The organism is Amorphoplanes friuliensis DSM 7358 (genome assembly GCF_000494755.1).
GTDB lineage: Bacteria > Actinomycetota > Actinomycetes > Mycobacteriales > Micromonosporaceae > Actinoplanes > Actinoplanes friuliensis.
On sequence record NC_022657.1, the window covers coordinates 7623494 to 7636572 of the forward strand.

At 71.9% G+C, this 13079-nt stretch carries 10 protein-coding genes and 1 pseudogene; 4 read left to right on the top strand and 7 right to left on the bottom strand.

The window, feature by feature from the left end; translation table 11 throughout:
- Positions 1 to 57: 57 nt before the first annotated feature.
- The 5 genes from AFR_RS35090 to AFR_RS35110 form a co-directional block, all read right to left on the bottom strand.
- On the bottom strand, positions 58 to 1032 hold the full coding sequence (locus AFR_RS35090; RefSeq protein WP_193786333.1) for a hypothetical protein: 975 nt from the start codon (positions 1030 to 1032) through the stop codon (positions 58 to 60).
- On the bottom strand, positions 1029 to 3518 hold the full coding sequence (locus tag AFR_RS35095) for an AAA family ATPase (protein ID WP_041841378.1): 2490 nt from the start codon (positions 3516 to 3518) through the stop codon (positions 1029 to 1031). The genes AFR_RS35090 and AFR_RS35095 overlap by 4 nt, the downstream gene beginning before the upstream one ends.
- Positions 3515 to 4666: an exonuclease SbcCD subunit D gene (locus AFR_RS35100; protein ID WP_023561576.1), complete on the bottom strand. Its 1152-nt coding sequence runs from the start codon at positions 4664 to 4666 to the stop codon at positions 3515 to 3517. The genes AFR_RS35095 and AFR_RS35100 overlap by 4 nt, the downstream gene beginning before the upstream one ends.
- Positions 4667 to 4675: 9 nt before the next feature.
- Positions 4676 to 6436, bottom strand: coding sequence for an ATP-binding protein (locus tag AFR_RS35105; protein ID WP_438829953.1), 1761 nt, complete (start codon positions 6434 to 6436; stop codon positions 4676 to 4678).
- A gap of 95 nt (positions 6437 to 6531) precedes the next feature.
- Positions 6532 to 7245, bottom strand: coding sequence for a pyrimidine reductase family protein (locus tag AFR_RS35110; RefSeq protein ID WP_052359872.1), 714 nt, complete (start codon positions 7243 to 7245; stop codon positions 6532 to 6534).
- A 197-nt stretch (positions 7246 to 7442) separates the two neighbouring features.
- Between AFR_RS35110 and AFR_RS35115 the strand changes: the two genes are divergently transcribed.
- From AFR_RS35115 to AFR_RS35125, 3 genes are all read left to right on the top strand, one after another.
- Positions 7443 to 8459, top strand: coding sequence for a LacI family DNA-binding transcriptional regulator (locus AFR_RS35115; RefSeq protein WP_023561579.1), 1017 nt, complete (start codon positions 7443 to 7445; stop codon positions 8457 to 8459).
- Between the two features lie 145 nt (positions 8460 to 8604).
- Complete coding sequence (locus tag AFR_RS35120) at positions 8605 to 9366, top strand: ACT domain-containing protein (protein WP_023561580.1); 762 nt, start codon at positions 8605 to 8607, stop codon at positions 9364 to 9366.
- A gap of 93 nt (positions 9367 to 9459) precedes the next feature.
- A complete protein-coding gene (locus AFR_RS35125) occupies positions 9460 to 10530 on the top strand; it encodes a GNAT family N-acetyltransferase (RefSeq protein ID WP_023561581.1) in 1071 nt (356 codons plus the stop codon).
- Positions 10531 to 10583: 53 nt separating this feature from the next.
- On the opposite strand, the pseudogene bsaP reads toward AFR_RS35125, so the two are convergent.
- Together bsaP and bioB are read right to left on the bottom strand one after the other, a co-directional pair.
- Positions 10584 to 10757: pseudogene (gene bsaP, locus AFR_RS35130) on the bottom strand (biotin synthase auxiliary protein BsaP); the annotation flags it as partial.
- 11 nt (positions 10758 to 10768) lie between these two features.
- The gene (bioB, locus tag AFR_RS35135) at positions 10769 to 11764 is read right to left on the bottom strand and encodes a biotin synthase BioB (RefSeq protein ID WP_023561583.1); all 996 of its coding nucleotides are present in this window, start codon (positions 11762 to 11764) and stop codon (positions 10769 to 10771) included.
- A gap of 96 nt (positions 11765 to 11860) precedes the next feature.
- Between bioB and AFR_RS35140 the strand changes: the two genes are divergently transcribed.
- A complete protein-coding gene (locus AFR_RS35140) occupies positions 11861 to 12997 on the top strand; it encodes an 8-amino-7-oxononanoate synthase (RefSeq protein WP_023561584.1) in 1137 nt (378 codons plus the stop codon).
- The last annotated feature ends 82 nt before the right edge of the window (positions 12998 to 13079 follow it).

Below are 13079 nucleotides of genomic sequence, written 5' to 3' on the forward strand. Positions count from 1 at the left end.
AGGCCCACGACGGACACCACCCCCGCCGCCGGTGAGCTCTAACCGCAAGTAAAAGTCTCAGACCATCCGCGACCGAGCAGTAGCGAGCGTCAAAGCACGATGCAGAACCCGAGAATCCCCGAGCAACCCCCGCAACCGCCGCTCCAACCCAGCAATAGGAACAAGATTCTGAGGAGCCCGAGGATCCTTGTAAGCCGAAGACGCAAACCGCGGCAAAGTGGCCGAAGAAACCTCAGCCAACTCCACAGCCTCAGCCACCGCCAGATCCGGCGAACACTCCACCCGAACAATCCCGGACCAGGGCGCCCCCGAAGCCCCCGGCAACCTCAGATACCAGGACCACCCACCCCACACAGATCCCATGTGGAACACCGGCGTCCGCTGCCCGGGCCGCAACGACGTGACCACCGGAGTGAGCGAAGCCGGCAGATACTGCTTCTGCTGCGTCTTCACATATCCGATAGTCCGCGGCAACTGCCGCCTGTTCCGCAACGGCCCATCCACCACGAGCAGATCGGCCCCGTCGGACCCACCGTCCCGTGCCGCACCCGAGATGTCGATCTCCAGAGCAGTCAACGGCGCCTGCACAGCCGCCGGCAGCTTGCTGGCCTCGCCGGTGCCACTGACCCTGTGCACCTCGTACCGCACGGAACCCGCCTGCACGTCGGACGCACTCGGCGAGGCCGTGAACAGCCCCCGCCCCACCCGCGCTCCGACCAGCTCAGCGATGCCGTTGCCAAGATCGCAGCGGACCACCCCGGCCGCGTACGAGGCGGCCAGGCCGGCGTACGACATGCCGTCCTCCTCGGCCGTCCACAGGCCCGCGTCGTTGCGGCGGACACCGTCGACCAGGAACACCACGTCCGGGCAGCGGACACCCGGAGCGACGTCGAGCGGCCGCCACTCCGCCGACGGGATCTCGACGTCGGTGTCGACCTGGGCGCTGCTCGGGGAGGCCGGGCCGTCCGAGGAGTCGCCCTCGAAGGACGCGCCGTACGACGGGTCCCAGGCGTCGACGAACATTCGGGTCACAGACCAACCCTTTCTACATAGGCCGTACGCGCGTCCTTGTGCACCTCGAAGCGGACCGGGACACGTTCGGCCAGCGCGTTCACATGGGTCACCACGCCGACCATGCGGTCACCGCGGGCGGCGAGGTTTTCCAGAGTCGCCGCCACGACGTCCAGCGTGGCCGCGTCCAGCGTGCCGAAGCCTTCGTCGAGCACGATCGACTCGAGGCTGGCCGCCGTGGTGGACATGCCGGCGAGCTGTTCGGAGAGGGCGAGGGCCAGCGCCAGGGAGGCCTGGAACGTCTCGCCGCCGGACAGCGTGCGGACGCCGCGGCGAAGGCCCGCGTCGTGGTGGTCGATGACGAAGAACTCGCCCTTGTCGTGCATCAGGTCGTACTGGCCGCCGGTCAGCTCGCGCAGGATCCGGGAGCCACCGTCGACCAGCAGGTCGAGGGCTTCCTCGAGGAGCCAGCGTTCGAAGTTGTTGGCGCGCAGGTGCCCGGCCAGGGCTTTGGCGACCCGGCCGTCGCGCAGCAGCGCGGCGCGCTGCTCGGCGAACTCGCGGGCCTGTTCGCGGCGGTCGACGAGCCGCTGCCACGCTGCCGCCGCGCGTTCGGCAGCGACCGCGGCGGCGCGGATCAGGTCGGCGTCGGCACCCGAAGCGGGCGCGCTCAGACCGTTGGCGGTGAAGAGCTCGACGACGGCCGCGCGGGCCCGCTGGGTCTCCGCGTGGGCGGCTTCGACGGCGGCGGCTGCTTCGGCACGGGCCTCTTCGCGTTGCCGCTTGGACACCTCGGCCCATGCGGTCAGCGCCGACCAGGCCGCGGCCAGGTCGTCACGGTCGGCGGGCGGCGGCGAGAAGCGCCCCACGCTGTCGCGCACGGCGTCGAACGAGCGCCAGGCGGCGCGCTGCTGTTCGTCGGCCGCGGCCACGGCGGCCTGGGCACGGCGCTGGGTCTCCCGCGCCGTCCGGACGTCGGCGCCCGCCTCGTCCAGCTTCTTCTGCAGCTTGGTCAGCTCGTCGAGCCGCCGGCGCAGCGCGTCGACCCCGGGCGAGTCGGCCAGCGCGGCCCGCACCTCCTGGAGCCGGGACTTGTGCTGTTCGAGCTGGGCGCGTTTACGGTCGAGGCCGCGTTCGAGCTCGCGGGCGACGGCGTCACGCTGCCGGAAAGCGGTCGAGGCGACGTCGGCCGCGGACCGGGCGGCCTTGCCGGAGCGTTCCGCCATCTGCACGGCCGAGCCCTCCGGCATCGGCGGGACCTCGGTGACCGGCTGGGCACACACGGGACAGTCGTGACCGGCGGTCAGGTGGGCGCGGAGCGCGGCCGCGCGGTCCAGCGTCTGCGCCTCGGCGTAGTCGAGCCGGGCCTGCTCGAGGAGCTGCTCGGCGCCGTTGTGGGCGGCCCGGGCCAGCTCGGCGGCGGCGACGGCGTCCTGGTGCTCGACCTCGGCGACCGAGACCTCACCGGCGAACCACTCGGCCTGGCCGGTGAGACGGTCCAGCTCGACGTGGCGGTCGAGCAGCAGGCCCAGCGAGCCGGCGTCACCGGCGGCGGCCAGCTCACCGCGCACCTTGTCCTCGCGCTCCTCGGCGATCCGCACACCCTGGGCTGCGTCGGAGGCGCCGGCCCGGGCGGCGGCTGCGGCCTCCGCGACCTTGGTGCTGGCGGCCGGGGTCCTCACCCGGGCCAGCGCGGCCAGCTCCTCGGCGACGGCGTCGCGGGCGGCGGCCAGCTCGGCCTCACGATCACGAACCACGCTGAGCTGCGGAACCGCGGTCTCGACGGCCTGGGTGAGCTCGCGCATCGCGGTCAGGCGCACCTCGGCGGCCTCGACCGCCTCGTCGTCGGCGTCGACGAGACCGGCGAGCAGCTGGTCGATGGTGGCCAGCTGGGCCTCGGCCTTGGTGGCGCGGGTGGAGGCCCGGGCCTGGACCTCCTCGTAGACGTGGAGACCGAGAAGGTTGACCAGGATCTGCTGCCGGGTGGCCGGCTTGGCGTGCAGGAAGTCGGCGAACTGACCCTGCGGCAGGATGACGCAGCTGGTGAACTGCTCGTAGGGCAGCCCGACCGCCTCGACGACGGCGCCTTCCATCTCGGCCGGGGTGCCGGCGAGCACGTCACCGAGGTCCTCGAGGCTCATGCCCGTGTCGAGGCGGGTGACGTCGAAGCCGGGCGGCATGAGCTGGAGACCGGCACCGGCGGTCTTGACGTTGCCGCGGCCGTCGCGGCGCACCACGCGGGTGGCGACATAGCGCGAGCCGGCCGACTCGAAGACCAGCCGCACCCGGGCCTCGGTCGCCGACGGGGCGAGGGCGTTGCCGATGCCCCGGCTCCCGCCCCAGCGCGGCACCGTGCCGTAGAGGGCAAAACAGATGCCGTCGAGCACCGTGGACTTTCCGGAGCCGGTCGGCCCGACCAGCGCGAAGTAGTCAGCGTCGGTGAAGTCGACGGTGGTCTCGTCGCGGAACACCGTGAACCCGGCCATATCAAGCCGCAGTGGCCTCATTTGGTGCTGCTCACCTCGTCGTAGAGCTCGTCGAAAAGTTCCCGGACGCCCTCTTCCGCATTCCCCCGGTTGTCGAGGTAATCACCGAAGAGCTGGCGCGGTGAGCGGCCCGCGCGCTGGGCCATCCGCTCGCCGGCCTTGTCGGGGACCATGTCCGGGTCGATGCGGACCTCGAGCGCGTCGGGCAGCATCTCCTGGACGTCCTCACGAAGCCCCACACGCGGCGTCTCACGGACAAATACACGGAGCCAGGCATCCGGAAGGTTCACCGTGGAGAGCTGATCGAGCGAACCCCGGACCGTCCGCAGCGTCCGCGCCGAGGTCACGGGCACATCGCGCACCTTGGCGGCTTTGTCGGCCGAGACGTCGACGATCGCGACCGAGCTGACGTTCTCCTCCTCACCGAAGTCGACGGCGAGCGGGCTGCCGCTGTAACGCACCGGGCACGGCCCGATCACCGACTGCGAGCGGTGCAGGTGGCCCAGCGCGACGTAGTGCGTGCCCGGCGGGAAGACGGTCGCGGGCACGGCGTAACCCATGACGGTGTGCGCCTCGCGTTCGCCGCCACCCGTGCTGGCCCCGACAACGGTGAGGTGCGCGGTCAGGAGATTGATCACGCCGGGCTCGTCGAAGCCCGTCGCGAGCCGGCCGATCAGCCGGGCGATGTGGTCGGCGTAGGTCTGGCTCGCCTCGGCGGCGGTCAGGTCGTACATCTCGACGGCCCGGATGGCGAACCGCTGCGAGAGGAACGGCAGCGCCGCGACCTGCCAGCGTTCACCACCCTCGGTCGTCCCCGTGATGATCAGGTCTTCGGGCTTGTCACGCACCGAACCCCGCAGGGTGATCCCGGCGGCGTCCGCCCACGGCCGCAGGGCGTCCAGGGCCTGGCCGTTGTCGTGGTTGCCACCGATCGCGAGGACCTGGGCGCCGGTCTGCCGCAACGCCGACAGCGCCCGGGTGACGACCCGGACGGCGTCGGGCGACGGCGCCGCGGTGTCGTAGAGGTCACCGGCGATGATGACCAGGTCGGGACGCTCCGCGCGGGCGATCTCCACGACCTGGCCGAGCACCCGGATGTGTTCCTCGTGCCGGCTCCGGCCCTTGAGGACCTTGCCGACGTGCCAGTCGGACGTGTGCAGGATGCGCATCGCAGAACCCTAGAACGGAATGTCGTCGTCGGACGAACCGCCGCGACCGCCGACCACCGCGAACGGGTCGACGCCCTGCACGATCGACCGCATCGTGGCTGCCGGAGGGGGCCCCGACTCGGACTTGCGGGTCGCCCAGGCAGGGAAGGGGAACTCGACACAGAGTGGGACGGGGATGTCCGGCTGGTTGACGAACATCGTGCCCGGGCGGGCCAGCAGCGCCCGCTGACGCATCGCCGGGGGCAGGAAGCCGTACTCCGGGCGGGAGGCCTCGGCCGGGTCGAGACGGCCGACCACCCGGATCGCGGAGTTGGTCACGATGCGCCGCTCGACCTCGCTGGCGGTCTGCTGGGCACCGATCAGGATCACACCGAGTGAACGCCCCCGCTCGGCGATGTCGAGCAGCACCTCCTTGATCGGCGACGAGCCCTCACGAGGTGCGTACTTGTTGAGCTCGTCGAGGACGACGAAGAGCAGCGGGCGGCCCGTACCGGACTTTTCCTTGTCGTCGAACTCGGTCTTGAGGGTGACACCGACGACGAACCGCTGCGCACGGTCGGGCAGGTTGTGCAGGTCGACCACCGTGACCTGGGCGCTCTCGGCCGTCTTGATCTGGTGCGGGCGGCGGGACGCGAGGTCGCCGCGGATGAGCCGGGCCAGGTCACGCTTGCTGCCGATCAGGCGCCGGGCGAACGCGTTGACCGTGCCCATGTTGACCGCGCTGCCGGCCCACATCGAGCGTGTCTCGTCGTCGGTGAGCTGATCGACGATGTGGTCGACCATGTCGCCGTAGGACCCGAGACGGCGCCCGTCGATGCTGATGCCACCCTCGGCGGGAATCGCGTGCCGGGCCAGGTGGGCGGTCACGGAGTGCACGATCATCGTGTATTGCTGGCGCTCGTCGTCGGCGTCCGCGAAGACGTACGGCAGCAGCCGCTTCTCGCAGAACTCCTCGAGCGTCCAGTAGAAGCTGTCGACGCCCGTCAGCCGGCTCTGCACGTCGGGCGCCCCGGAGGAGTCACCCGCCCGCGGCGGCGCGTAGACCCGGACGTCGGGGAACGGCGTCGCCGGCAGGCCGAGCTTTGCATAGGCCGCGGTGGTCGCCTCGTCGAGCTTGGTGTTGGGGTGGTCGAGGAAGAGCAGGTCCTCACCCTTGACGTTGAAGATCAGCGCACGGGCGTTGACCGCGTCACCGCCGAGCTGCCCCGAGCGGAAGACCGAGTAGAGCAGGAAGGTCGCGAAGCTGGTCTTTGTCGCGACACCCGAGATGCCGGAGATCGACACGTGCGCGCCGCGGGTGCCGTCGAGGAAGTCGGCGTTGAGGAAGACCGGGACGCCGTCGCGGCCGGTGCCCATCGGGACGCGGCGCTCCATGCGGTCGAAGTGCAGGGCGGCGTCACGGGCGGCGCCGGAGGCCCGGTGCACCACCGCGCCGGGGGCCGGCGGCACGTAGAGCTCCGGGTCGACCCGCGTGGTGGTGATCTCGGCGGCCTCCTGCACCAGGGCGGGCAGGGTGCCGTCGGCGATGGCGAAGACGTCCGAGTCGAACTGCGCGCCCTCGTGCCGGGCGCGCACCTGCGTGACGACCCCGGCGATGGTGACGGGCTCGCGGTCGGGCAGCTCCCGCTTGGTCACCACGACGTCGTCGAGCTGCAGATAGCTGCCCGGCGTGACCGCCGTCCAGAACTGCAACGGGGTCGCGTCGGCGGTGCCGAGGACCCTTCCGACAGGCTCGTTCACTTCGCTTGCTTCGTCAGACACGCCGATCATGTTGCACCAGACGTATGACATCCGACGGACGGCACGTCGGTTGGCATGAGTTGTCCACAAGTTCTAGGGGTCATCCACAGGCTTGTCCACAACTTCTAGCGGCTGCGGGCGTACCGGAGGAAAAGCATGTCCTGATCGGCCAGGACGCTGCGCAGGGACATGGAGCGCGGCGGGGTGTCCGGTCCGGTCGCGATGCGACCGGCACTGCCCCCGGTCAGTTGCGGCGAGACGGTCAGGCAGAGCTCGTCGACCAGATCGGCGGCGATGAGCGAGCCGAACAGGTGTGGACCGCCCTCGCAAAGGAGCTGTGTGGCACCGCGGGCGTGCAGCGCCTCCACTGCCGCCGCCAGGTCGATCGAGGTGTCGCCGCAGGTCAGCACGTCCGCGACGGGCTGCAGGGCGGCGCGCCGGTCGGCCGGGGCAGCCGCGTGGGTGATCACCAGGGGGCGGATCGGCGCGTCCGCGAAGACCAGCTGGGCCGGGTCGAGCTCCAGCGAGCCGGAGACCACGACCATCAGCGGGAACTCGGGGAGGCCGGCCGATCGGCGCCATTCCCGGGCCGCGGCGTCGAGGCGCAGGCCGTCGTATTTTTCGGCGCGAACCGTGCCGGCGGCGACGACCAGCGCGTCGCAGACCCGGCGCAGCGAGTCGAAGATCAGCTTGTCGCCCGGCCCGCCGAGCCCGGCGGACTTGCCGTCCACCGTCGCGGCGCCGTCCAGGCCGGTGATGAAGTTGACCCGCAGTGTCGGGGTCGGATTGCGGGGATAAAGCGCCACAAGATCGGCGTCATGGACGTCGATCACGGCGATGCCGGTCCGGTCACGGGCGGCGTGGGCTCGACCGGCCGGTGCTGGCAGTCGCACCACGACCCGCCCCGGCACTGGTCGTGATGCTTCTCCCGGCAGGCACGGCAGATCATGCAAAAACCCTAGCCCGGCGGGGAGCATGGTCAATTGACCCCGCGCAGGGGCGAGACATCGGCGGGCCGGAGGGCGATAATGCCCGGATGACCAGGCAGCCCGTCCGTTCACCGGGGCGACCGACGCTCGACGCCGTCGCCGCACGCGCCGGGGTCGGCCGCGGCACCGCCTCCCGAGTCCTCAACGGGTCGTCCCAGGTCAGCCCGCAGGCCAAGGCCGCCGTCGAGGCGGCCATCCAGGAGCTGGGCTACGTGCCCAACCGCGCGGCCCGTTCGCTGGTCACCCAGCGGACCGACTCGGTGGCGCTCGTCGTCTCGGAGTCCCAGGAACGTGTCTTCGGCGAGCCGTTCTTCGCCGGCGTGCTGCGCGGCATCAACGCCGCGCTGCTGGAGACGCCGCTGCAGCTCTGGCTGGCGATGGCGGCCTCCCCCGAGCAGCGGGAGCGGGTCGAGCACCACCTGACCGGCCAGCACGTCGACGGTGTGCTGCTGCTCTCCCTGCACGACGACGACCCGCTGCCCGCGGTGCTGCGCGAGCGCGGCATGCCGTTCGTCTTCGGCGGCCGGTCGGCACGCGCGGCCGAGAGCGACTTCCTGGTCGACGTCGACAACGCCGCCGGCGCCCGCAAGGCGGTCGAATACCTGCTCGGCAACGGCGCCCGGCGGGTCGCCACGGTCGCCGGGCCGCAGGACATGGAGGTCGGCCGGGCCCGGCTGGCCGGTTACCGCGCGGCCGTGACCGGCCCCGAGCTCGTCGAGTACGGCGACTTCAGCGAGGCCGGCGGCGCCCGGGCGATGAGGGCGCTGCTGGAGCGCGAGCCGGACCTCGACGCGGTCTTCGCGGCGTCCGACCTGATGGCCAGCGGCGCGCTGCGGGCCCTGCGTGACAAGGGTCTGCGGGTGCCGCAGGACGTGGCCGTGATCGGCTTCGAGGACGCGCCCGTCGCCCGGCAGTGCGAGCCGCCGCTGACCACGATCCACCAGCCCGTCGAGGAGATGGGCCGCCGGATGGCGGAGCTGCTGGTGTGCCGGATCCGCCGCGAGCCCGTGGAAAATTCCCACGTTCTGCTCGACACCCATCTGGTCCGTCGCGCCTCCGCCTGACCCGTCCTAGCCTGGGTGTGATTCCGGGCATATCTCTGCGCCTTGACGACCGGGACACGGCGTCGCAACGGGTGTGTAACGCCACGTCGGCACTCTTGGCGCCTAGGACGGCATCGCCGTGCCGTCTTCCGACTGGAGGAGTTGCATGTTGCTGCGGGTACGGGTCACTCTGCCGGACCGTCCTGGTGCCCTCGGTCAGGTTGCGCGCACGCTGGGCGTGGCCGGGGCCGACATCGTCCAGGTGGTGGTGCTGGAGCGGCTCGGTGGACGGGCCGTGGACGACTTCACCGTCGTCTGGCCGGGTGCCTCCCGTGTCGAGCGACTCCTCGCCGGCCTCGCCGCCATCCCCGGTGTGCAGGTCGACGGTGTCTGGCGGGCGATCGGCGCGCCGGTCTCCGGTGGTCACGACGCCGAGCTCCTGGCGCAGGTCGCCGCGAACCCGCAGGACGGCCTGGCCACGCTGGTCGACGCCGTGCCGGGTCTGCTGGCCGCCGACTGGGCCGCCGCCGCGGTGGTGCCCGCCGACTGGGCCGCCCGCACCGCCGCACCCCGGCCGATCGTCTCCGACGAGCCGAAGCTGCGTCTCTCCGCGAGCAGCGAGCCCGCGGTGGCGTACGCGAGCTGGCGCGCCCCGTCCCCGCTGCACCTGCCGGAGGTGACCCCGCTGCGCGCCCGCCCGATGACGGGTTCCGACGGCACCCGTTTTGCCGTGGCGCCGTTCGGACGGGCCGGTCTGGTGCTCGTCATCGCGCGGTCGGACGACGACGACCTGCCGGCGGCGGCGTTCCACATCACCGAGGTCGACCGCATCGCTCAGCTGGTCCGCGCCGCCGCGGTCATCCTCGGCGACCGCCTGGACCGGACGGGTGTGCCGAGCGTCGCTACGGCTGTGACTGACCCCTCATAGTCGTCCCAGCTCAGGCAATGTGCAGGTAACACCGGCGAGGCACGCTTAAGTTCGGTTCAGGAGGCGGGTCGATCCGGAAGGGAAGTGCCTCGCATGGCGCTGTGGCGGATCAGGGCAACGGTCGACGACCGGCCCGGGTACCTTTCCGTGCTCACCGCGAGCCTCGCGCTGCGGTCGGTCAACATCCTCGCCGTTCAGGTGCACACCACCGAGGGCGGCGCGGTCGACGACTTCCTCGTGGACACGCCGGACACGATGACCGAGGCCGAGCTGCACGCCGCGATCGCGCGGGGCCGCGGCCGGGAGGCTTTCGTCACGCGGGCCGAGGCGCAGGGTTTGGCCGACCAGCCGACCCGCGCGCTGGCGCTGGCCGGTCGTCTTGTCCACGACCCCGATTCGCTGGGTGAGGCCCTGGTGACGTTGCTCGACGCCGCCGAGGTGCGCTGGCGGCCGGAGGGCACGGTTGTGCTGCACGGCTTCGACGAGGAGCGGATGACGCTCATCGACCCGGCCGGCGGGAGCTACGAGGTGCTGCGCCCGGCGCCGGCCTTCACGCCCGCGGAATATGCCCGTGCTCAGGCCCTGGTCGAGGTCAGCGGCGCCCTGGTCCGCCGCACCACCGAACAGGTCACACTGCTGCTCCCGGACGGCTCCGAGCTGCTGATCCGGACGGCCGGCGGCGACGACCTCGAGGCTGTCCGTGGCTTGCACACCCGCAGCTCGTCTCAGACCCGCCGCCGCCGCTATCTGAGTGGCTCGGAGGTGCCGTCCGACGCGCGGCTGCGCCGGATGCTCGAGCCGGCGACCGGCACGACGCTGCTCGCCGTGCACGCCGACCCGGTGAGCGGCGAGGAGCAGGTCGTGGCGCTGGCCACCCTGCTGACCGAGGGCGACCTGGGCGAGGTCGGCCTGCTCGTCGAGGACTCCTGGCAGCGCCGGGGCCTCGGCACGGCGCTGCTGCGCCGGCTGATCACGGCGGCGACCCGGCTGAAGGCCTCGGCGATCGTGGCGCACACCGGCGCCGAGAACGTCGCGATGCTGCGGACGCTGCGCCGCTTCGGTGTCACCGGCCGCGGCGACCGTGACGGTGACCTGCTGAGCCTGACGCTGCCGATGACCGGCCGTCAGCCGGCCGGCAAAGAGACTCCTGCCACCTCAGGGTGACGGGTGAGAGCGGCGGCGGCGGACCCCCGGGTCTGCCGCCGCCGATGGGTTCTCTAGGAGTGACGGACGCCGTGCTCGACGCAGGTGGCCGTCCAGCCCGCGGGAACGACCTGCACCTTCATGCGGCGGCGGCAGTCCGGGCAGAAACGCGGCGGCTCCAGCACCCGTGCCGTGGCACAGGCCGAGTGGTCACCCTCGGCGGCGGGTTCGCCGCAGCGGTCGCAATACACCAGGACCGTCACAGCGTCGCCGAGAGCGCCTTGACCGGCATCTTCAGCTCCTGCAGCAGCTCCAGGTCGGAGGTCGCCGGCCGGCCCAGTGTCGTCAGGTAGTTGCCGACGATCACCGCGTTGATGCCGCCGAGCAGGCCGTCACGGGTGCCGAGGTCGCCCAGCGTGATCTCGCGGCCACCGGCGTACCGGAGGATGGTCCTGGGCATGGCCAGGCGGAACGCCGCGATGGCCCGGAGGGCGTCCTTGCCCTCGACGACCGGGCGGTCACCGAGGGGCGTGCCCGGCCGGGGGTTGAGGAAGTTGAGCGGGACCTCGTGCGGGTCGAGCTCGGCGAGCTGGGCGGCGAACTCCGCGCGCTGCTCGATCGACTCGCCCAGGCCGAGGATGCCGCCGCAGCAGACCTCCATGCCCGAGTCGCGCACCATCTTGAGGGTGCCCCAGCGCTCCTCCCACGAATGGGTGGTGACGACGTTCGGGAAGTACGACTGACAGGTCTCGAGGTTGTGGTTGTAGCGGTGGACGCCCATGTCGACCAGCTCGTCGACCTGCTCCTGGGTGAGCATGCCGAGGCTGGCCGCGACCTGGATGTCGACGGCTTCCTTGATCGCCTTGACGCCGTCGCGCATCTGGGTCATCAGGCGGGTGTCGGGGCCGCGCACGGCGGCCACGATGCAGAACTCCGTCGCGCCCGTCGCGGCGGTCTGCTTGGCCGCCTCGACCAGCGACGGGATGTCCAGCCAGACCGACCGCACCGGCGAGGTGAACAGGCCCGACTGGGAGCAGAAGTGGCAGTCCTCGGGGCAGCCGCCGGTCTTGAGGGAGACGATGCCCTCGACCTCGACCTCGGGGCCGCACCACTTCATCCGGACGTCGTGGGCGACCTGCAGCAGCTCCGGCAGATCCTCGTCGCTCAGGCGCAGGACCTCCAGGATCCCCGCTTCGTCGAGCCCGGCACCGTCGGCAAGAACCTGGGCCCGCGCCCGGTCGAGGATCTCTGGCATGTCCGTACCCTACAAGGCGTTCCGGGCGTCGGGGATGTCGGAGCCGGGTGGTAGTTTGCCCGGCGAGCAGGTCGGGACGATGAGGGTGAGGGTGCTTTGGCGGGCTGGCAGGAGGCGCTCGAGCGCCAGGCCCGCACGCGGGCGAAAGCCGGGCTCACCCGCACTCTGCGGCCCCGCGCCGCCGACGACTCCGTCGTCGATCTGGCCGGCAACGACTATCTCGGTCTCGCCGCCCATCCCGAGGTGATCGCCGCCGCGGCCGAGGCCCTCCACCGGTACGGGCTGGGGGCGACCGGTTCCCGCCTGGTGCGCGGCTCGACGGACGCCCACACCGCCCTCGAGACGGATCTGGCCGGCTGGCTGGGCGCCGAGCAGGCGCTGGTCTACTCCTCGGGTTACCTGGCCAATCTCGGCGCGGTCCGGGCGCTGGCCGGTCCCGGGACGCTGCTGATCTCCGACCGTTACAACCACGCGTCACTGATCGACGGCTGCCGGAGCTCCGGCGCCGAGGTTGTCGTGGCCCCGCACGCCGACCCGGCCGCACTCGCCACGATCCTCGACGCGCACCCCGGCCGGGAGACGGTCTTCGTCACGGAGTCGGTATTCTCCGTCGACGGCGACCTGGCGCCGCTGGCCGAGCTCCACGCGGTGACCTCGGCCCACGACACGCTGCTGCTGGTCGACGACGCGCACGCGCTCGGCATCCTGGGTGATTCCGGTGCCGGTGGTGTCGCCGCGGCGGGTCTGGCGGGAAAGCCCGACGTCATCGTGACGGCGACCCTGTCGAAATCGCTCGGCGGCGCCGGTGGTGTGGTCGCGGGCCCGGCGGCGCTGATCCGGCACCTGATCGACACGGGACGCACCTTCATCTACGACACCGCGCCGCCGCCCGCCGTGGTGGCGGGCGTGCGGGCGGCACTGCGGATCACCCGCGCCGCCGACGACCGCCGGGCTGTGCTGGTGGCCCGCGCCGACCAGACGGTGAGCCGGCTGACCGCGGCCGGATTCCCGGTGACCGCGCCCGCCGCCGGGGTGCTCTCGGTGACCGCACCCGGCCCGGAAGCTGCCCTGACCTGGGCGGAGGACTGCCGCGACCGGGGCATCGCGGTCGGCTGCTTCCGGCCGCCGTCGACGCCGGACGGCTCCTCGCGCTTGCGCCTCACTCTGAACGCGGGCATCGCGGCGGAGGACTTCGACCGGGCCCTGGACGTGATCGTGGAGTGCGCACCGTGACGGACGAGGTCATCGAAGCCACGGTGGTCGAGCCGGAGCCGGAGCCCGAGCCCCGGTCCGAGCCCCGGTCCGAGGCTCAGCC